Genomic DNA, 19,848 nt, shown 5'->3' on the forward strand with positions numbered 1-19,848 from the left:
TTCAGTGGTAATAACACTTAAATAAAACATATTTGGACACCTGCTACAAATGAATCCCCTAACCCAATCGTATATTTTGGCTTATCAATATATTTAGTAGGAACTATTACAGCCTTATTATGATAACTGCTATTACTAATTATTTCTTTATTTTTCATTCCTATTTCACTCAAAGGAAGCTCCAACGTTTTTTCAATTTGTTGTTTCGAACCATATGAACCGAATATCGCCTTCGTAGTAGCAAGCATATTCCCATATATCAATCCACTCTCTATATCGCTTTGAAGATCTTCACCGACATACATGGAGTAATCTTTTGTATGGACAATGACACCTTTTTGAATGTTTAAATGTTCTTTAATAAACTTGACACCTTCCACACATGAAATAATATCATCAATATTAATTGGAAAATCGTAAATTTTTAGAATTTGATCTAATTCTTCTTCATTCATACAAACAATATCCACTTCAGCATATATCGTTTCCATACATTGCTTTTTTACTTGGTCACTATGATAATGAGCATCCTCAAAGAATACTATACCTGATGGGTTATTGCTCCTATATTTTTTGATATGTTGCTTCACAAAGTTCAAGCGTTCCATTAGAACATCAGTATATTTAATAGCGTTAAAACTAGAAAGGACATTACTACTTATCTGTTTTGCATTGTCTTCTATATATTGAAAATATGGTTTTGAAAATGGTACCGTTTCATTAACTGTTATTTTTGTTATAATCAAGCGATTAGATGATGGTATTTCAAAGCTCTCATCTTTTAAGTGGATACTATCCCCTTTTTTAAATTGTAAAATAAAATGTATCTCTTGTTCTACCTGTTGGGAAACTTGATTAGTATGGATCAAATCCCCGTTGGAAGAAATCGTATAAATATATGGGGAATCTAATATATCACATACTTCTTTCGAATCATCTGTTAAATGAACCAGTGAAGGGCACTCTATAGCAGCTAAGGCCATCGCACCTTGTGTTGCCGTTCCTCCCATACCATATTTGGTAGGAAATATATGTTCAATTAATTTTGTGTCCGCTATATCTACTTCTCCACCGATTCCCTCTCTACAAAAATAAACTACTGTTCGAATGAAGTCTTCCATCGTATTTATAACTTTTGCTGGTTTCATTTGACTTAATTCTTCTTCCATATATTCTTCAAGAAGATCATTTATAATATCTACATTAAAATCGCACAAAACATCTAAATTGCTCGTATAACCCATTGCTGGCATCTTATTATTAGATTGGCGATGATTAATCGCCTTATCCATATTGTTATAACAATCTACATACTTTTCTTCCATCTTCATCAGTAGCTCACCTCATTTTGATTTTCACTTACAATAGGTGTGAAAATATAATTAGCTTAATAAGGCTAAATAGCCTTATCTCACTATCTATACTGTTTAAACCATTCTTTTTCTATTTCAATATATCACTGTGTAAAGCAAATACATCGTTCATTTAGGCTAACTTTTGATAGACCCAGACGTCATACCTGCAATAAAGTACTTTTGGAAGAATAAGAATAGAAGCAATACTGGAATGGATCCTAATATACTCATCGCCATCATTTGATTCCACTCATAAGCATGTTGTCCCATTAGCAAATTAATACCTACAGGAACAGTTCTAAATTCAGTTGTCTTCGTTAACGCTAAAGCAAATAAATATTCATTCCACGCTAACATAAATGTGTACATTCCGACAGAAACAATACCTGGAACTGCTACTGGTACTAATACAGTCCAAAGGGCCCTAAACCTAGATCCACCATCGATCATGACTGCCTCATCTAATTCTTTTGAAAGTGTGTTGAAGTATCCGGTCATCATTAAAATGGCATAAGGTAATGTGAACAACAAATAGGTTAAAATAAGCGCACCGTATGAGTTATACAAATTCAGCGCTACCACTAGACTTAAGTAAGGAATCAATAAAGTTATTGGAGGTACTGCCTGTACACTGATAATTAATGTATTAATAATTTTCTTTCCTGGATAATTAAACCTACTAAAACTATAAGAAGCTAGGATACTTACAAATAACGTTAAGATCACTACAATAAACGCTACAAAATAACTATTAATAAAAAACCGAATTTTTTCTGGGTCAGAAAGAATCTGCGCATAAGCATTTAAAGTAAAATTATCAGAGATCCACACAGGTGGCCATGCAAATATTTCTGAATTGGGTTTGAAAGAATTCAAGAACATCCATAATACTGGAAACCCGGAAAATATGGTTCCTACCACTAATAGTGAAAATGTTATGAGCTTGATATACCACTTTTTCTCTCCTACCATATTATTCTTGCCCCCTTTGATGACGTACATAGAAGATGGCAACTATTGTACATATTACTAACAAAATTACTGCACTTGTTGAAGCCATAGCATATTGATATTCACTAAACCCTTGTTTGTAAATAAAGGTACTCAAGATTTCCGTTGCATCTATAGGACCTCCGCCAGTGGTCATCCAAATGAGCGCGAATTGCTGAATCGTCCATACGAAATCTAGGAGTATTAAACTTATTAAAATTGGTTTTAACTGTGGAAGGGTAATATAGAAAAAGTTTTTTATATGATTTGCACCATCAATAGCAGATGATTCATACAATTGAGATTGGATACCTTGTAAGCCTGCCAAGATACTGATCATAAATAATGGATATCCGGCCCAAATATTAATCATCGTTACCGAGAATAAAGCAAGATCTCTAGAAGCTAACCATTCTAAGTTAGTACTGGATAGATTTAACTCTACCAATAAAAAGTTAATAAACCCATTTGGATTTAATAACATTTTCCATAAAACAGCTATAACAGCTGCAGTAAACATCCATGGTAACGAAAAAATCACTCTGAACATTGCCTGTAATTTTGGACCAATGTATTTGGTATTCAGAACCATTGCAAATGTGATACCTATAATCATATGTGCAATCACGCTACCACCAACAAATATTAACGTGTTTTTGACAGCCACCCAAAATGATTCATTCGTTAATAATTCTTGAAAATTTTGAAAACCTACAAATACTGGATTATCATTGATAATAACATTATCAAAAAAAGAATATTGAATAACCATATAAATAGGTACAACTAATAGGACAACCATTAGAATTACGGTTGGTAACTGATATAAATATGGTTCTGTTTTTTTCTTTAAATAGCCTGATCTTTTTTTCGATCTTCCTCTATTTACATTTTGAGATGTCACGAGACATTACCACCTTTCTATACATCGGGATGTATGGTGGCCATACATCCCGTTGTTAACTTAATTGTTATTATTCAAATGCCTCTTCCCATATACTCTGTGTCTCTGATAACATTTCTGATGCTTCTCCTGTATCACCCTCGATATAAAGTTGTAATTGCTCGGCAAATGTTCTCATTAACTCTTCTGATGTCGGAAGACCAGTGAATTCGTTTACAGGATTTGAGTCTTGGTATAGTTCATAAGCTTTTAAGAATAAGTCATCTGCATCTGAATAGTCAGGATCAGCATCCGCATTACCAGGGAAAGCGTTCGCATAAACCGCAAGTTCAGCATTAACCTCTGGACTCATCATGTATTCTACTAGTTGCCATGCTTCCTCTTTATGCTCACTATTTTCAGCAACTCCTATACCCCAGTTGGCTACATCCATACCACTTTCTCCACTGAAGCCTTCTTGCACTGGTACAGGGACAAAGTCGAAATTCATATCGGGGGCTCCCTCTTGTATTGTATTTAGGTGAGCTAACGAATCGATCATAAAGGCCACTCGACCATTTGTAAATTCTTCTACCATGTCAGCTTCTTTCATAGCATACGCACCTGGTGCCACTACTCCAGCGTCAAACAATCCTTTCATAAACTCCACAGTATCTATTAAATCCGAATTGTCTGTTAGGTTCGGTTGACCATTATCTAACATAGAACCTCCAGAAGCCCATAACCAACTCATGAAATTATTTTGTATTCCACTTGGTGATTCAGTTGATAACGGAATAGCCCATCCTGCTTTACCTGTCTCGGAATAAACGGTATTTGCTACTTCAGTAAACTCTGATCGTGTTTCCGGAATATCCTCTATACCTGCCTCTTCTAAAATATCCATATTCACATACATTGGATACGCAAAGTTAGCCACAGGAATCATGAATGTATTCCCATCCACTTGTATTTGGTCGGATAGCTGACTTTGATCATATCCACTATCATCCATTAAAGTTGATAAATTTGCGATAGAACCTTGTTTGGCAAAATCATATACCCAAGCTCCATCAAGTCCTACCACATCTGCCATTGTACTTGCTGCCGCTCCTGCTGCAATTTGTGTTTTTGTATCAGCATATGGATTACTTAAAAGCTCCACATTGATACCCGTCTCTTCCGTGAACCCATCAACAATTTCTCGAAGCACTCCATCGGGCAATTCTACTCCCCACCATTGTTGAAACTCTAATGTTACTTCATCATTATCACCTTCACCATTAGATTCGTTATCATTATTTGTAGCAGTTTCGGAGATGGACTCACTATCACCTCCCGAACCCATACAACCTGACAGTGTTATTACTGCTAATACAATCAATAAAATATTCAGAATACCTTTGTTATAAAAGTTGTTAATTTTCAATTTAAATCCTCCTCATATATTGCCGTTTAGAATATTTAGACAGGACCTTACAATTGTTATTGAACATTGATTATCTTTGTCATATGGCATAAACTTATCTTATAATTGCATTGGTTGATACAAATCAGCTTTGCCAGACGAACCAAATAGTCGCATCTTTTTCGAAATAATCGACATAGCCGCTTCCCTTGAACTTGGAAATAAGGCATCCGGCTCATAACCATCGGGATTATTGCTTAGAGTATTGCGAAGTTCTGTAAAAAAAGCCCGTTTCATCTCACTAGATAGATTGATCTTTCCAACACCATACTTAGTAGATTCTCGAATATCATCATCTGAATTGTCGGAACCTCCATGTAAGACAAGAGGAATATTCACATTTTCATAAATTTGAGACAATCGATCAATCTGGAGTTTAGGTTTCATAGATTTTGGATATATCCCATGAGAAGTGCCTATAGCAATAGCTAGTGTATCTACATTTGTTTTCTCTACAAAATCTCTTGCTTGTTCTGGATCTGTGAACAATATTTCTTCTCCTCCTCCTTCAGAACCAGTTCCTGTATCCCCAATGGTACCTAGTTCACCTTCAACAGAGATGTGTTGTGAATGAGCAATTTTTACAGCTTCTCTCGTTATTGCTACATTTTCTTCATAAGGTAAATGTGATCCATCAATCATCACGGACGTAAAACCATTTCTAATCGCCCGAACAATATCATTGAGATCACCACCATGATCAAGATGAATAACAATTGGCACATTAGCACGATTTGCGGCTTGCACAACATAAGCAGCAAACTCATCTCCCATTAGAGCAATTTCATTCGGATGAATTTGAAGAATGGCAGGTGATCTTTCTTTTTCCGCCGTTTGTATTACAGCGCTTACAAATTCACTGTTCGCAATATTAAATGACCCCACTGAAAACTTCTCCTTATACGCTACACTTAATAATTTCTCCATTGTCGTTAACATTTGAACACCTTCTTCATTAAAATTTTTTGAGTTTAAGTTATTGCATTTTTCTTTTTTGAATCACCTCCTGAAATTTTCGTTTTGTTTATTTTATGTCCTAATACTAAACACATTTTGTTCGTTTGTCAATAGAAAAAACAAAATAAACAAAAAACAAACATTTTTTGTTTAAAAATTCGTTTATATAACGATATCCTTTTTTGTTTACTGACTAAAAAAGCTAAATTCACACATAATATATGTTGTAATGTTTATTCGGTTTTCATGCTATAATGTTATCTTACAAAACACATACAGAGGCTATTTTAAGAGCATTAACTCATTATCCTTTGATAGTCCTCACACTCCAACAAGTCTGTAACATAAAAACATTAATATCAGTATCTTTGATCAGCAGCAGTAATAAACGCAAAGCAAACATCAATTGTTTGTTTTGTGTTTAATTTGTTTATTTACCCTTGATTTATTTGTTGATATCCTATATTATACAGTTATAAATTAATAAATTATTAAGTGAATAGGAGAATAAATAATGGTCAATGACAATAGACAAAAGAAAATCATGGAATTGATAATGAAAAAGGGTAACCTATCTGTTCAAGATCTAGCTGATGAATTTCAAGTATCTGATATGACTATTCGAAGAGAATTACAAAAATTAGATCAAAATAAAATGTTCGAAAGATATCATGGCGGAGTTCGTTATGTAAAGGAAGTATCTCCTGAACAACGAGAAACAGAGTATACAGATGAAAAGAAACAAATTGCTAATTATTGTTTATCCCTAATCTCATCTAAGGATACTATTTTTTTGGATTCAGGAACTACTGCTCATTATATTGCAAAAGGGTTGGCTGACTCATTACTTGAGAATGTCACAGTAATTACTCATTCACTAACAACAGCATATTCACTTCGAAATGCAAATAATGTTTCTTTATTCATGGCAGGAGGTGAATTTCGTCAGAATTCTCAAGGGTTCTTTGGAAGTAACACCAAATCTTTTCTAGAAAATTTATATGTTAATAAAGCGTTTATAGGAACTAGCGGAATCATTGAAAGAGGCTATAGTGTATTCCAATTCGCTGATGCTGAAATCAAACAAACGATGATTGACTCAAGTGAGGAAACCTATATTATAGGAGATTCATCCAAATTCGGTAAACGCTCGATGAACCTATTTGCTCCACTTGAAAATGTCGATATGATCGTGACAGATCATAGCTTATCGGATTATTGGGTATCATTTATTGAAAATAAGGAAGTCAATTTGACAAGAGTATAATAGTCTCACAAATAAACTTAAAAAAGGAAGCGAATTTTTTATGAAAATTCTTCCTTGTATTTTTATTAATAATTCCTGTTTTTTCATACTTTGAAAACGTTTCAAATACTACTAGCTATTCACCACTTTAAGGAGGTGATAAATATAAATAATAGAGACTGGTAATAATATGATGATCTTTAGAGTGTTCATTAGATGAAACTAATTATTTAATAAAAGGAGAGGTTACGAATATGTTAATTACAATGAAAGAATTATTAACGGTTGCCAATGAAAATCAATTTGCTGTAGGAGCATTCAATGTTGCAGACAGTACATTTTTAAGAGCTGTTGTAGAAGAGGCAGAGCAATTAAATTCACCAGCAATCATTGCTATCCATCCATCTGAACATGAATTTTTAACAGATGAATTTTTCTCATACGTTAAACATCGTGTCTACGAAAGTAAAGTGCCCTTTGTCTTACACTTGGATCATGGTGGATCTTTGAAAGAAGTTGTAAGGGCAATTAGTTGTGGCTTTTCTTCTGTAATGATTGATGGGTCCTTACTTCCTTACGAAGATAATATCAGTATTACTAAAAAGATCGTTGAAATTGCACATTCTGTCGGTGTATCGGTAGAAGGCGAATTAGGAACAATCGGTAATACAGGAACATCTGTAGAAGGTGGTGTATCGAAAGTTACATATACTGATCCTGATCAAGCAAATGATTTTGTGGTTAGAACAGGTGTTGATTCTCTAGCAGTGGCGATTGGTACAGCACATGGTATCTATCCAAAAAATATTAAACCGGAATTGCAAATGGACGTTCTTAAAGAAATTCATAGAAATGTAGATATTCCACTAGTATTACATGGGGGATCATCCAATCCAGATAAAGAAATTGCTGAATCTGTCAAACTAGGAATTGGTAAAATTAATATCTCTAGTGATATGAAGTTTGCCTACTATAAAAAAGCACGAGAAATTTTAAGTTCAACAGAATACTGGGATCCGAATGTTATTTATCCAGAATGCATCCTAGAAGCTCGTAAAGTAATCAATCATAAAATGCATCTTTTCAACTCCGTCGGAAAAGCTAGTTTATATGACAAATTGGAATCTAAAAGGAATGATGAATTGAAACTCGAGAGCTTATACTAAAATTTTTATATTCAAATAGTCTATTAAGATGGTTGAAACATTACAAAGTTCCATGGAAATTTATAGTGAGATGGTTGAAATAACCATCATGTATTTTGCATTAAATTTTCGAAGACATAACAAATAGCAGATACTATGTCATCAACAAATAACAGGAGTTGAATGAAATGGATAAACTTCAGATAAAGGAGTATCAAGTATTAGTTAAAAATATACTCGCTGATTCAGGTATTATTTTAACGGGAGATGAACAACAAGCTATTGAGATAGCCGATTTTGGGCTCAATGCGATCGAAACAACAGGACTACAATTAATTACTTATGTGAATACGAAACGTTACTGTGCAAAAGACTTAGTTTTACTACCGAATCAAACTTGTCCTGAGCATCGTCATCCTCCTAGAAAAAATGGAGATCCTGGCAAGTTAGAAACGTTCCGGTGCCGAAAGGGAATCGTGTATTTATATGTAGAAGGTGAAACAACTATTGCACCAATAGCAACTCCTCCTGCAGAGGATTTCAAATACTACACAGTATTCCATGAAATAGTATTACAAGCAGGAGAGCAATTTACCATCCCTGAAAATACGAAACACTGGTTTAAAGCGGGAGAAGAAGCAACAATCATATCTGAGTTCTCATCTAATAGTGATGATGAATCAGATATCTTCACAGATCCAAGAATAAAGCGTGTTCAGGATTAATTAACTAATATATTTGCAATATAAATACTCGATTATCAATTGAATAAAAATTGACATAGCCCTAGCTAATGATACTAGGGTTATGTCAAAAATCAACAACTCTTAATCAATGTTTGTAACACTTTGTTAAGGATATTATGCGATGCTCGTTTCAATCAGTTGTATCCTGTCATTTCTCTTTTAAATAGTAGCTGATAGACATTAACACGTCATAAAGTGAGACTTATCAGGAAGTTAGCGTCCGTTTATCCCCCACTTAGCTTCTTTGCTATAGCTCGAATCTTTTCATTCAGGGTATTACGGACGATTACACCGTGATACACAATTGATTTCAATATTACGAACAACGCCATTTCCCTTCATTCATAAAATAGTTATTACACTTTCTTCATGATGTTTAACCAAAAATCTCCATTTACTAAAAATCACACATAGTTAGTCATTTACCCTTAGATTAATGGGTACTATTATTTTGACTGATGTTCCTTCACCCTGTCTACTATCAATTGCCAATCCATATGGCTCTCCGAATATTAGCTTTAACCGTTGATGCACATTCATTAATCCGATACCTTTATTATTGAATTTTTTTTGTTGAACCAGATTTTTACGAACTAATTCAAGCTCTTCTTCAGGTATCCCTGATCCATTATCTTGAATTTCAATTTCGATATAATCTGTGTACTGCACTGTCGAAATAGTCACTTCGACTTTATCTTCATTCTCTTCGTTAGCATGCTTCATTACATTTTCAACTATTGGTTGCAATGTTAATCTAGGAATGTATGTGTTTTTTGCTTTTAAGGGTAGATGAGTATAAAATCGAAAATTACCTTCGAGCCTAAATTCAATAATTGTAGCGTATAACTCTATATATTCATACTCTTCATATAGTGGGACCATTTTTTCATCATTTACATCTAAACTATATCTCAACATGTTACTTAAGGCATCAACAACATATTGAATTTCACGAACACCTTTCTTTTGAGCTGTCCAACTAATAGCATTAAGTGTATTTGATAAGAAATGAGGTGTAATCTTTTCTTGTAAAGACTGTAATTGCTCCTCTTTGGCTAATAATTGCATTCTGGTCTTTGCTAATTCTGCTTCATATACTTGCTTAATTAATTGATCGATTTGGTGTACCATCCGATTAAAGTGCCTACTTAAATCTCCTATCTCGTGTTTTTTATTTAAAATAAAGCGTGTTTCAAAATCACCTTTTTCTACTTGTTGCATAGCGTTTTTCAATCTTAGAATAGGATTAAATAAATCCCATCGAATAAAGAAAGTAATGATGAATAAAATTACTACCATAAATACCATAACACCTAAGAGTAGCTGTACTAATTCTCGAGTCTCCGATTGCATTTCTTCGTAAGGTATTATTCCGGTCATCTTCCAATCTAACAAAGAAACTTCTTTCACTAATAACAAGTATCGATGTCCATTTAATGATATATCTATTAAATCATTCTCTTGGGAATCATTCACCTTTTCTAATAATTCCTCATCAAGCTCCGCATTATAAGAAGTATAGGATAAGATCTCATCACTATTACTCAGGATAACAGATCCATATTTCATTAAGTCTATATTTTCTATTACATTTGTAATCTCTTCTAACTCTATCTCTAATAGTATTATACCTACTTTATTTCCTGTTTTTACATCGATGACACTTCTTCCAATAGATACGCAACGTCTACCTCCACAATCATAGACTGGACTATATGCAATATACTGTTGCTGCAATTGTTCTTGTAAACTCCTTTCAATTGCAGTTAAATCTCTATTTCTTGCTAATCTTCCGATACTATCAAAATATTTATGATTATTATATAATGTCAATTTGGATATATAATTATGGGAAAATAACACGTTTTGTGCATATTCTGAAAAAAATTTAGCTTCTGAATACATATCATACTCGTTTTTATATGGATCATCTTTTAATAGTTCTTGCATTTCCGAATGAATGGAAAGCTGGGTTAATATTTCGTCAGCATCTTCCATCATATTATCCCCTTGGGACTTTATTTGAGATAAGGTTTGTTGATTAGAACGAATCACCATATCTAACAAAACTTCTGATACATGGGAATAACCAATAATTCCAATTGAGATTAATGGTAAAAAGCCAAATAGTAATAACGTAATGATAAACCGCTGAAAGAGCGTAGTATTATTAAGGAGCTTCTTCATCTTTTCAAATTTTCCCGTCTCTTCATCTGATACTGTTTTGGTGTGATTTTTTCTTGTTTCTTAAATAAGTTTATGAAATAATTTGGCTGTTGAAACCCTATTTTCATTGCAACTTGATCTATCGTTAAATTCGATTGCTTAAGTAAAAGCTTTGCATTTTTTATTCTGATTTGTTGTAAATAGTCCTTATAGTTCATCCCTGTTTCTTGCTTAAAAATTTTACTTAAATACGCAGGAGAAACACCATTCAATTGCGCTAATTCTTTTAATGAAATACTAGTGCTGTATTTCTGCTCCATCATATCCTTACATTTATTAATAATGTCATAGCACGCACATGACGAACCCTCCAGCACATGGTCAACCGTCGTCATACAAAATTCAAGAAGAAAATTACTTAAATCAGGTATTCTAGTAGTAAGTAGTTCATCTATCAATCCTTCAGAATATTCACTCCACTTTTCATTCAAATTATCTTGTGACGTTAACCTTTTTTTGATCGAAATAATAAATTCTCTCATATATCCTCGAATTTTGAGATGATCTCCTTCAGAGCAGGAATTTACAGTCTCTAAGTAATGATCAACTAATGATGGTATATTATGTTTACCACCCAATTCAATTTCATTTATTAGGTTTGACTCAGCTTGAACTAGTGGAAAATTCCATGTTAGTTGTGTAGTCACTAAACTATTAGAGAATTCGTTCGAAAACTCAGCTAATATTCGTCTAATATCTTCTTCATTCAAGGGTTTTAGTAAATAATCTTTAACTCCATATTGGATTGCTAATCTTGCATACTCGAATTCATTATAACCACTGATAATAATTATTTAAGTATAAGGCCACTTTTTATGAGCACGTTTGATTAGGCTTAAACCATCCATCTTTGGCATTTGTATATCAACTAATAATAAATCAATTTGATGTCTCTCTAGACATTGCAGAGCTTCTATACCGTTAGAAGCTCTGCCCTTAATTTGATAATTTTGATCTAAACTAGCAATGAAATCTGCGATATTATTTCTTACTCTTTTCTCATCTTCGGCTATTAAAATATTCATTATTATCACCTGCTCATGAGAAGATATACTCTTTGATAGTTACGCATGTCCTTTGACACGTAATGAATGGTATTTCGCTCTACTTCCATTCATAAGGGAGAAACCTAATTGCCCAGATAAATAAGGGTTGTTCTTATCTTCAAATTGTATCATAACTTCATTATTGACTTCCACAGTTATATTGGAACCGCTTACGTTAATATTGATAATATATTTTTCTCCATGTTTCCAAGGGAAAGTGACTCGATCTAATTCTTGATATTCTAAGTTTTTCTTTAATAATATTAGACTATTATCTGGTCCTAAACCTACTGCATAAGACCTCATTGCCCCCTGCACCCTAAAATTCATCAAGTGATAGTCACCAATCTCAGGAGTCACAGCCAGTTGCAGTTGATAATCTTTCCAATTAAGATCCCCTGTGTATGCTTCGGAAGGCTCATCAGCATGATAGGTACCTATTAAGGACTGTTCATTTAATGTCCACAGACCTCGCAAGTACGTAAGCTGACTTACTTCTTTGTGTAGATTGTTCCAATGTTCAACCTGCTCTTTCTGAAAATCTAATACGTAATCAGGCTCTCCTGCAAACTCCATATTATCAACGTAGGTTATTAAAGAAGGTAGCTCAAGATGGCGACGCTCTTCTTGAACAGGAATAAATTCTACACCAGCTTCTTCAATACATACACCTTCCATATAAGGTATCTTATATTCTAACGATAGCCATTTGTTTACGGTCATTAATTGAGTTTGACTATAATAACGTTTGTTAGAATTTCTATCCTTTACATATAATCTTACATTTACTTCTTCATTTTCCTGTGTTGGTAATAAAACTTTTGCCTTAATCGTTTGACCAGGATATAAAATCGGTGAAAATGCTGGATCATATCTACTGTCATTAAAATCATCCGGTGTATAATATGTTTTTACAAATGCTCGATAGGCATGGCCACCATTAGCGTAATCATACATTAACTTGAGCGATCGATTCCCTTCATAAGCTCTTTCTGTTACATTTTCCATTTTCGTTGTTACCTGTTCTGGAGCATCTACTTCTGTTCTAAAAGCATGAGTAGAACCTGGATATTCAAAATGAAAATATCTTGTAGGTGTATCGAGTATTTTTTCCCATTCTTTAGGTATTTCTTGTTTCATAACTTGATAACCTAATTTACCAATATAAGAAGCACACCAAGGTAGATCTAGAATATTTAGTGACCCGATCACACTTGAACAACATAGAAAATCATTAATTGGTTCTCTCCAATAAAATGGTATACCATCTAAGCCATTCCTTACCCCCATTATTGTTCCTACATTCGCAACATTACAATCGGTATCCCAACCACACATATTACAAATGTTAATAGCTTGTGAAAAATCCCCTTCACCATACAAAAGAGATAACACAATCACAGCCGAATTCGGTATTATATGACAATTACCAGGATATTTATCATAACCATAATGATCGTATACATAACGAAAGGCTTGACGCCAATCATTTGGATATTCATGATAAAAACGTTGAATGTCCTTCGTCATACTTGCATATTCGCAATCTTCAGGTATAACACTTAATCCAGCTTCTATGATTTTATCCATATCCATTTCTCTGAATGACTCTGCTATAGCTGCAGCAATGAACATACCTCCGTATTTTCCATTACCATCATGTGAAACACTGGCCATTTTTTCCGCATAATCACTAGCAAGCTGAGGATCACCCGGAGCAATTAATCCCCATACATCGATAAATATTTGTCCGCCAATTTGTTCCGCCACTGCTTCACCATTTTGGGTAATAGAACCAGATAAAGGAGCGTGTATACCACTTTTCAAATTTAAATAAGCAGTATTTTCAGTTGAAATGCCATAACCACCCCACCAAAAAAATCCATGTCCATCAGGCGCATAATTCAACCACGTATCGCCCATCTCTTTCGCTGTAATGTCTGTAGAAGCTGTATAATCCTCTAAAGCACGTATGAAAAACATCGGACCATTGGTATCATCGTCTGCCGCAAAATTTTTAAAGTCATGTAGATAACCGGTGATTTCACCAAATGTCCGTTCAATTCTGTCATATGTCCATTGCTCAATATTACCTCCGTGCCTTACACCGATTACTTTTCCTAACCAACCTGCATACACTTTTTCCATATAATCTCTTTGCATATTTTACACCTCTCCTATAATTTAACCTTTTATACTTCCTTCTGCTATCCCTTCAATAAACCTTCTTTGCAAAACTAAGAAAATAATCGCAATTGGTAGAATCGTAATCAATCCAGCAGCAGATATCATTGACCAATCCGAAGTATATTGACCTGTAAATGCAAGGAATTTTGTTGCAACCGTTTTAATTTCATTGGATTGTAAAAAAGCATTAGCAAAAAAGAATTCATTCCATGTCCATAAAGCAACAATTAATACCACTGTTAAAAAAGCAGGACTTGCGAGTGGTGCTAAGATTTTAGTAATCACTTGAAATTCTGTACAACCATCCACTTTCGCACTATCAATTAATTCATTAGGAATCGCTACAAAAAATGACCGTAGCATAAATATATTGAACGGTAAAAAGATCGCTGAATAAATAATAATGATCCCTATCAATGAATCCATTAAATTCAGTTGCTGCCACATAAAGAATAAGGGAACTAAAAATAACCCCATTGGAATCGATAAAATAAATAGTAAAGCTCCCATCACGACATCCATACCTCTAAATCTAAGTTTTGCTAGAGCATATGCTGCTAACCCTGCACTAAAACAGATAATCACAATACACGAAATTCCTACAATGGTACTATTTAAAAACGCCGCAGCATATCCACCCTTTTCCCAAGCTTCTGTAATGTTATTGAATTCCAATCGAGAAGGAAATTGTAATGGGTTATCTCGAAACTCCTCTTTCGGCTTTAAAGCATTTGACACTAGGAGAATGATCGGACCTATAGCAAATGCAGAAAAGATTAATAAAGGAATATGTCTCCAATCCATCCACTTTTTCACTACACATCCCAGCCTTTCTTACGTAATAGCGTAAATCCTGAAATAACAATAATACTGAATAATCCCAATGCCAAAGCAACTGCACTTGCATAACCTGGTTGCTGATTATAGATAGCGAGCTTATACATATAGGTTGCTAATAATTCAGAAGCATGACTCGGACCTCCATTAGTCATTACAAACACATAATCAAAGGCAGCAAAGGACCAAATGATGAGTAGCATATAAATTAATACGAACGGTCGGTCTTAATTGTGGCAACACAACATGCCAAAAAATACGAAATTGGTTTGCTCCTTCTACTTTTGCTGCTTCTTCTAATGTTTGATCTGTTTGTTGCAAACCAACTAAAAATAGAACAACCAAAAATCCGACAAAGTGCCAACCATCTGCTAACGCAACTGCGTATAATACAATGTCAGAATTGCCTAACCACGAGAGCGCGAATTGCTCTAACCCTACATCTTCAAAAAAGGTATTAATGCCAACGAACGGATTATACAACCATAACCAAATTTTTGCCGTTACAACAGTCGCAATAATATAAGGCAGAAAAATCACCATACGATAAAAAGTTTTTCCGAATTGAATACGACTAATGAATACTGCAATAATTAACCCAAAAAACACGGGAATAGTTAGAAAAAACACTAACCACTTAAAGTTTTTTAATAACGCCGTATAAAAAATATCATCTTGGAATAATCGGATAAAATTATCGAAACCGATAAAATTAGGATCAGCAATCCCGTTCCAATCCGTAAAAGCTAAAGCAATCGTGCCAATAATTGGTGCTCCTACCACAAGCGATAAGATTAAAATAGTGGGTGACAACAAGATCCAAGGTAGTAACCGCTGCTTCCAAATATTTATATTTTGATCTGATAAATGCCTGTTTACTTTCATTCCTCACACCCTCTTTGTTGTTTATGAATAAGAGGACAAAAGCCCCTAAATAATGCGTTAATAGGGACTTTTTATTAACATGTAGATTTACTCCTCAAATTCAAACAATAAATCTTCCTCTTCATCTCTTTCAGCTTGTTCCTGTGTCATTTCTAAATATTCTTCAACAGGGGTCTCTCCTAGTAAAACACCGTCGATATTTTCCCATAAATATTGTTCAGAATTCGCTCCCCAATACGTCCAGGCAGCATAACCTGTCCGATCTTCTTCAAAAGCACTTTGTAATGTTTCGTATACACTTGCACCTAGTGCGCCTAATTCCTCAGATTCGTTCGGATCTACTGAATTAACGGGCAGAAATTTACCATGATTCAGCCATTTTTGTGCTATTTCTTCTCCATAATACCAATCAAGAAATCTGGCTGCTTCTTCCGTATGCTCAGAATTTGCGTTAATTCCTCCAGACTCCCCTAATGCAATAGGGACATTTTCTTCCACATCTTCACGCCACGGAGGCATCACAAAATAATCTACCTCAAAGGATGGTGAATCTGTACTGAATCTAGTTAGTGACCAAGTACCTTCCATATGCATGGCAGATTGTTCATTATAAAATAAGCTCCATGCATCATCTGTCGAGATCGCGTGTGATTGTTGATCACTTATATAGCCTTCTTGCCACATATCTCGATAGGTTTCAACTGCTCCTTGCACAACGTCATCTGTCCAAGGTATTTTATTTTGAAGAACTTCCTTAAATCTTTCCGGTCCTACGTATGCATTAAATACGACAGATAACCACCACTCATTCGCTGTTCTGAAGTCTGTAGTTCCAAAAGAAAAGGGCATTTGTCCATTCTCATGTATCGATTGGTTTAATGACATAAATTCTTCAAAATTATTTGGTGGTTCCCAGCCATTTTGTTCGAAAAGGTCTTTATTATACCAAATAAGTAATGATTCAAACTCACTTGGCAAACCATATAATTCACCATCTGAAAAACCAATATCGTAAGCCCAATCAGCATATCGATCACTCCAGCCATATTCATCCGCATACTCATCTAATGGAACGAGATAATCTGCTTTTTGGAATTGGGAGAGGGTAGATGCTCCATCCATTAAAATGACATCTGGTCCTCCTCCTGAAGCTAATTGCTGTCTTTGTAAAGTTGCAGGATCTTCATTCGTAATCCAATTCACATCAATATCAGGATTATCTTCTTCAAATGCTCCTATGATTTCTTCTTCTATGAATTGTTCTGCTCCTTCCGAGTCAGCAGGTGCCGTCATATAAGATATTTCTACCGGCTCTTCTCCCTCTTCTTCTGAAGTTGTGTTATCGTCTGAATCAGAACTACATCCAACAACAAACAATAAGATAAGTCCAAGAAATAAAAATAACACCTTGCGTTTCATATTGCCGCCTCCTTTTTGTAATCGTTTTCTCACTAGTTATTATACATTCGCGTTTATTTAAATTATATATACAAAAATGTTCGATTTTTTACGTAAGATTAACCAATATCCATTTTTGATAATAGAATAAAAGAAGGTGACAAGCTGTAAATAGCTCGTCACCTTCTTTTATACTTTTCAAGAGGGATTAGTACTTAAGAAATGTGCTACTTCTTGATCTGTTGGCATACCGGTTTGCGCTCCAATTTGTTGTACGGCCAAAGCTGAAGCTACATTAACCATTTTACATGCTGTGTATAGATCTTGATGCTTAACCCAATAATACACAAATGCCCCATTAAAGGTATCCCCTGCACCTGTGGTATCTACTGCCTTTACATGGTAAACTGGTATCTCTTGAAAATGATCTTTATCCATAAATAATACTCCACGCTTTCCTTTGGTAATAATAAGTTTGTTTTTCCACTTATTTAAAACTTCTCTTTCATTACCAGGGAAAATTTGTTCTCGTTCAATTTCATTTGGGGTAATAAAAGTTGTCTTTTCCAATAAACCTTGCTGCAACTTATTTGCCGGAGCTGGATTTAAAACCAAAGGAATATGATGTTTATGACATAATGTTGCGGTATGTTCAATGGTATCCATCGGTATTTCTAGTTGAACTAGTACAATATCACTTCTTTTAATAAGATCTTCGTGGTCTTGTACATATTCAGGTGTTACAAAATTATTTGCTCCTGGTATCACAACAATACTATTGTCATGATTGGTTAATGTAATCATAGCTACCCCAGATTCTTGATTGGGCACTTTGCTTACGCCTTCTGTATCGACGTTTTCTTTTACTAGATTATTCAATAACTGTTTTCCAAAATCATCATCCCCTACTCTGCCAATCATTTGAACATGTGCACCCAATCTAGATGCTGCGACTGCTTGATTCGTACCTTTACCACCAGGTTCTTTGTGAAATCTATCACCTAAGATCGTTTCACCCACTTTGGGACTTCTAGTAGTCGATCCAAATAAGTCCATATTTATACTTCCTATGACAGTTACTATTGGTATTCTTTTCAATTCAGTACCCCCTCACAATTGATAACGATTTCAGAAAATGTTATTACAAAAAATGTTTGGTGTCAAAGTCTAGAAAAGTCTCATGTGAACAAAACAGCTCATATCTTATGTTCTATTAACTAAAATTTATTTAAAATTAACCCATTTCAAACCTGCAAAATTTATCCTTACGTTTATCCTTGTTTAACGTTTTTTCCTTATCACTCTCACTAATTTGAATACTTTAACTGATGATTTATGTATTTCAAGCATATTCTCTACTGTAGCAACGGACATATCTGTACCACCGAAACTAGATGTCTATTTTTTCCTATTAATATATAAGTAGCCTCCATCATAGCACCTTTTATCTGCCTATTTTCCACTACGTGACATTTCATAAAATTACATAATTTACCTAAAGGCGAAATATATTTCGTTCCAAGCTCTGGCTTATTTTAAGAGAATAGCTAAAAGGTTGGATTTTTATAAATGATTTGGAAAAAGATAATTTTCTATACGTAATAGGAGAATACTATAAGAAACAGCGTATTGCCAAAGGCTGGACCCAAAGTGAAGTAGCCGAGGCTCTAAATATAAGTGTTCGTTCGATTCAACAATTTGAAAAAGGTGAGCTTAATCTAGCAATAACCCGCTTTGTAGAATTAACAGAGTTATTAAATGTACCTTATTCCATTGTAAAAGAACAATTCAAAGCATATAGCTATCATTCCTTTCAAGAGCAAGTATGAGAAGTAACGAATCGAAAGGAAAAGAAAAAGAGATGATAAAAGATTATAGAATAACTAGAAAAACGTTAGCCATTGTACCAAACAAAGATATATTCGAACAGTCTAAAATAATTGAAATGGAGCAAGAGATTTACCATCCATCTTCTCCATTTCCAATCATCAAAGAAAACTGTATGCATTACGGCGCCATTTATGATGGTCGTAAAAAATCGGTTCAACATCACCTAGACTTCCACCAAAAGATACCCATCCCGATGGCTACTTCCAAAGGAATATATACCTTCCCTACCGAATCACCACAAAATGATAATTGTTGTTGGTTGTTTTTCCATGGAGTGAAAGACATCTTTACCAATACTAAAAATAACCTTCCAAATACAATCGTTCTATTAATTAACGAGAAATGGTTGACCTTAGATAATTCCACATATACTTTAAAAACTCAATATGATCGTACGGGAATGTGTAAGGTTATTTTTGATCAATTATGATGAGCGGTTTGATTACTGCCATTAGCACTACCGAATTCTTAAAATTAATAAAAAAATAATAGTCCCAGGATGAACACAATTTCATCGTGGGACTATTATGTGACTAGCCTCTACTACCTACCCATTCAACAACATCAGCTTAGCGCTAGATAATGACAG

At 34.3% G+C, this 19,848-nt stretch carries 19 protein-coding genes; 5 read left to right on the top strand and 14 right to left on the bottom strand.

The window, feature by feature from the left end; translation table 11 throughout:
- Positions 1-17 precede the first annotated feature (17 nt).
- From GI584_RS20260 to GI584_RS20280, 5 genes are all read right to left on the bottom strand, one after another.
- Positions 18-1,331 (bottom strand): ADP-dependent glucokinase/phosphofructokinase, encoded by a 1,314-nt coding sequence (locus tag GI584_RS20260; protein ID WP_153792406.1) that lies wholly within the window; start codon positions 1,329-1,331, stop codon positions 18-20.
- Positions 1,332-1,490: 159 nt separating this feature from the next.
- Positions 1,491-2,327: a carbohydrate ABC transporter permease gene (locus tag GI584_RS20265; RefSeq protein WP_153792407.1), complete on the bottom strand. Its 837-nt coding sequence runs from the start codon at positions 2,325-2,327 to the stop codon at positions 1,491-1,493.
- A gap of 1 nt (position 2,328) precedes the next feature.
- On the bottom strand, positions 2,329-3,249 hold the full coding sequence (locus GI584_RS20270) for a carbohydrate ABC transporter permease (protein ID WP_228552295.1): 921 nt from the start codon (positions 3,247-3,249) through the stop codon (positions 2,329-2,331).
- A gap of 70 nt (positions 3,250-3,319) precedes the next feature.
- Positions 3,320-4,657, bottom strand: a complete 1,338-nt coding sequence (locus GI584_RS20275) for an ABC transporter substrate-binding protein (protein WP_228552296.1) — start codon at positions 4,655-4,657, stop codon at positions 3,320-3,322.
- A 99-nt stretch (positions 4,658-4,756) separates the two neighbouring features.
- The gene (locus GI584_RS20280) at positions 4,757-5,635 is read right to left on the bottom strand and encodes a ketose-bisphosphate aldolase (RefSeq protein WP_153792408.1); all 879 of its coding nucleotides are present in this window, start codon (positions 5,633-5,635) and stop codon (positions 4,757-4,759) included.
- 532 nt (positions 5,636-6,167) lie between these two features.
- Between GI584_RS20280 and GI584_RS20285 the strand changes: the two genes are divergently transcribed.
- From GI584_RS20285 to GI584_RS20295, 3 genes are all read left to right on the top strand, one after another.
- The gene (locus tag GI584_RS20285) at positions 6,168-6,920 is read left to right on the top strand and encodes a DeoR/GlpR family DNA-binding transcription regulator (RefSeq protein WP_153792409.1); all 753 of its coding nucleotides are present in this window, start codon (positions 6,168-6,170) and stop codon (positions 6,918-6,920) included.
- Between the two features lie 233 nt (positions 6,921-7,153).
- Positions 7,154-8,065: a ketose-bisphosphate aldolase gene (locus GI584_RS20290; RefSeq protein ID WP_153792410.1), complete on the top strand. Its 912-nt coding sequence runs from the start codon at positions 7,154-7,156 to the stop codon at positions 8,063-8,065.
- A gap of 167 nt (positions 8,066-8,232) precedes the next feature.
- Positions 8,233-8,769 carry a cupin domain-containing protein gene (locus GI584_RS20295; protein ID WP_153792411.1) on the top strand — a complete coding sequence of 179 codons (537 nt, stop codon included), beginning with the start codon at positions 8,233-8,235 and terminating at the stop codon, positions 8,767-8,769.
- Between the two features lie 435 nt (positions 8,770-9,204).
- On the opposite strand, the gene GI584_RS20300 is transcribed toward GI584_RS20295, so the two are convergent.
- From GI584_RS20300 to rbsK, 9 genes are all read right to left on the bottom strand, one after another.
- Complete coding sequence (locus GI584_RS20300) at positions 9,205-10,977, bottom strand: sensor histidine kinase (protein WP_153792412.1); 1,773 nt, start codon at positions 10,975-10,977, stop codon at positions 9,205-9,207.
- The gene (locus tag GI584_RS20305; RefSeq protein ID WP_153792413.1) at positions 10,974-11,726 is read right to left on the bottom strand and encodes a helix-turn-helix domain-containing protein; all 753 of its coding nucleotides are present in this window, start codon (positions 11,724-11,726) and stop codon (positions 10,974-10,976) included. The genes GI584_RS20300 and GI584_RS20305 overlap by 4 nt, the downstream gene beginning before the upstream one ends.
- 84 nt (positions 11,727-11,810) lie before the next feature.
- Positions 11,811-12,041 (bottom strand): response regulator, encoded by a 231-nt coding sequence (locus GI584_RS20310; protein WP_153792414.1) that lies wholly within the window; start codon positions 12,039-12,041, stop codon positions 11,811-11,813.
- Between the two features lie 39 nt (positions 12,042-12,080).
- Entirely contained in the window at positions 12,081-14,225 is a 2,145-nt protein-coding gene (locus GI584_RS20315; protein WP_153792415.1) for an ADP-ribosylglycohydrolase family protein, read from the bottom strand.
- A 21-nt stretch (positions 14,226-14,246) separates the two neighbouring features.
- The gene (locus tag GI584_RS20320) at positions 14,247-15,065 is read right to left on the bottom strand and encodes a carbohydrate ABC transporter permease (protein ID WP_153792416.1); all 819 of its coding nucleotides are present in this window, start codon (positions 15,063-15,065) and stop codon (positions 14,247-14,249) included.
- Positions 15,065-15,241 carry a sugar ABC transporter permease gene (locus GI584_RS20325; protein WP_153792417.1) on the bottom strand — a complete coding sequence of 59 codons (177 nt, stop codon included), beginning with the start codon at positions 15,239-15,241 and terminating at the stop codon, positions 15,065-15,067. Before GI584_RS20325 ends, GI584_RS20320 begins: the two co-directional genes overlap by 1 nt.
- 13 nt (positions 15,242-15,254) lie before the next feature.
- Positions 15,255-15,971, bottom strand: coding sequence for a carbohydrate ABC transporter permease (locus tag GI584_RS20330; protein WP_153792418.1), 717 nt, complete (start codon positions 15,969-15,971; stop codon positions 15,255-15,257).
- A gap of 87 nt (positions 15,972-16,058) precedes the next feature.
- A complete protein-coding gene (locus GI584_RS20335) occupies positions 16,059-17,390 on the bottom strand; it encodes an ABC transporter substrate-binding protein (protein ID WP_153792419.1) in 1,332 nt (443 codons plus the stop codon).
- Positions 17,391-17,567: 177 nt separating this feature from the next.
- Positions 17,568-18,467, bottom strand: a complete 900-nt coding sequence (gene rbsK / locus GI584_RS20340) for a ribokinase (protein ID WP_153792420.1) — start codon at positions 18,465-18,467, stop codon at positions 17,568-17,570.
- A gap of 476 nt (positions 18,468-18,943) precedes the next feature.
- On the opposite strand from rbsK, the gene GI584_RS20345 reads away from it, so the two are divergent.
- Positions 18,944-19,198 (top strand): helix-turn-helix domain-containing protein, encoded by a 255-nt coding sequence (locus GI584_RS20345; RefSeq protein WP_228552297.1) that lies wholly within the window; start codon positions 18,944-18,946, stop codon positions 19,196-19,198.
- Positions 19,195-19,689, top strand: a complete 495-nt coding sequence (locus GI584_RS20350) for a competence protein ComK (RefSeq protein ID WP_228552298.1) — start codon at positions 19,195-19,197, stop codon at positions 19,687-19,689. Before GI584_RS20345 ends, GI584_RS20350 begins: the two co-directional genes overlap by 4 nt.
- Positions 19,690-19,848 lie beyond the last annotated feature (159 nt).

This window comes from Gracilibacillus salitolerans (assembly GCF_009650095.1).
GTDB classification, from domain to species: domain Bacteria; phylum Bacillota; class Bacilli; order Bacillales; family Amphibacillaceae; genus Gracilibacillus; species Gracilibacillus salitolerans.

Bases quoted from the DNA above. Each gene is read 5' to 3' on its own strand.
- GI584_RS20260 (WP_153792406.1), bottom strand. From the start codon at position 1,331: ATGAAGATGGAAGAAAAGTATGTAGATTGTTATAACAATATGGATAAG.
- GI584_RS20265 (WP_153792407.1), bottom strand. From the start codon at position 2,327: ATGGTAGGAGAGAAAAAGTGGTATATCAAGCTCATAACATTTTCACTA.
- GI584_RS20280 (WP_153792408.1), bottom strand. From the start codon at position 5,635: ATGTTAACGACAATGGAGAAATTATTAAGTGTAGCGTATAAGGAGAAG.
- GI584_RS20285 (WP_153792409.1), top strand. From the start codon at position 6,168: ATGGTCAATGACAATAGACAAAAGAAAATCATGGAATTGATAATGAAA.
- GI584_RS20290 (WP_153792410.1), top strand. From the start codon at position 7,154: ATGTTAATTACAATGAAAGAATTATTAACGGTTGCCAATGAAAATCAA.
- GI584_RS20295 (WP_153792411.1), top strand. From the start codon at position 8,233: ATGGATAAACTTCAGATAAAGGAGTATCAAGTATTAGTTAAAAATATA.
- GI584_RS20300 (WP_153792412.1), bottom strand. From the start codon at position 10,977: ATGAAGAAGCTCCTTAATAATACTACGCTCTTTCAGCGGTTTATCATT.
- GI584_RS20310 (WP_153792414.1), bottom strand. From the start codon at position 12,041: ATGAATATTTTAATAGCCGAAGATGAGAAAAGAGTAAGAAATAATATC.
- GI584_RS20315 (WP_153792415.1), bottom strand. From the start codon at position 14,225: ATGCAAAGAGATTATATGGAAAAAGTGTATGCAGGTTGGTTAGGAAAA.
- GI584_RS20325 (WP_153792417.1), bottom strand. From the start codon at position 15,241: ATGACTAATGGAGGTCCGAGTCATGCTTCTGAATTATTAGCAACCTAT.
- GI584_RS20330 (WP_153792418.1), bottom strand. From the start codon at position 15,971: ATGAAAGTAAACAGGCATTTATCAGATCAAAATATAAATATTTGGAAG.
- GI584_RS20335 (WP_153792419.1), bottom strand. From the start codon at position 17,390: ATGAAACGCAAGGTGTTATTTTTATTTCTTGGACTTATCTTATTGTTT.
- GI584_RS20350 (WP_228552298.1), top strand. From the start codon at position 19,195: ATGAGAAGTAACGAATCGAAAGGAAAAGAAAAAGAGATGATAAAAGAT.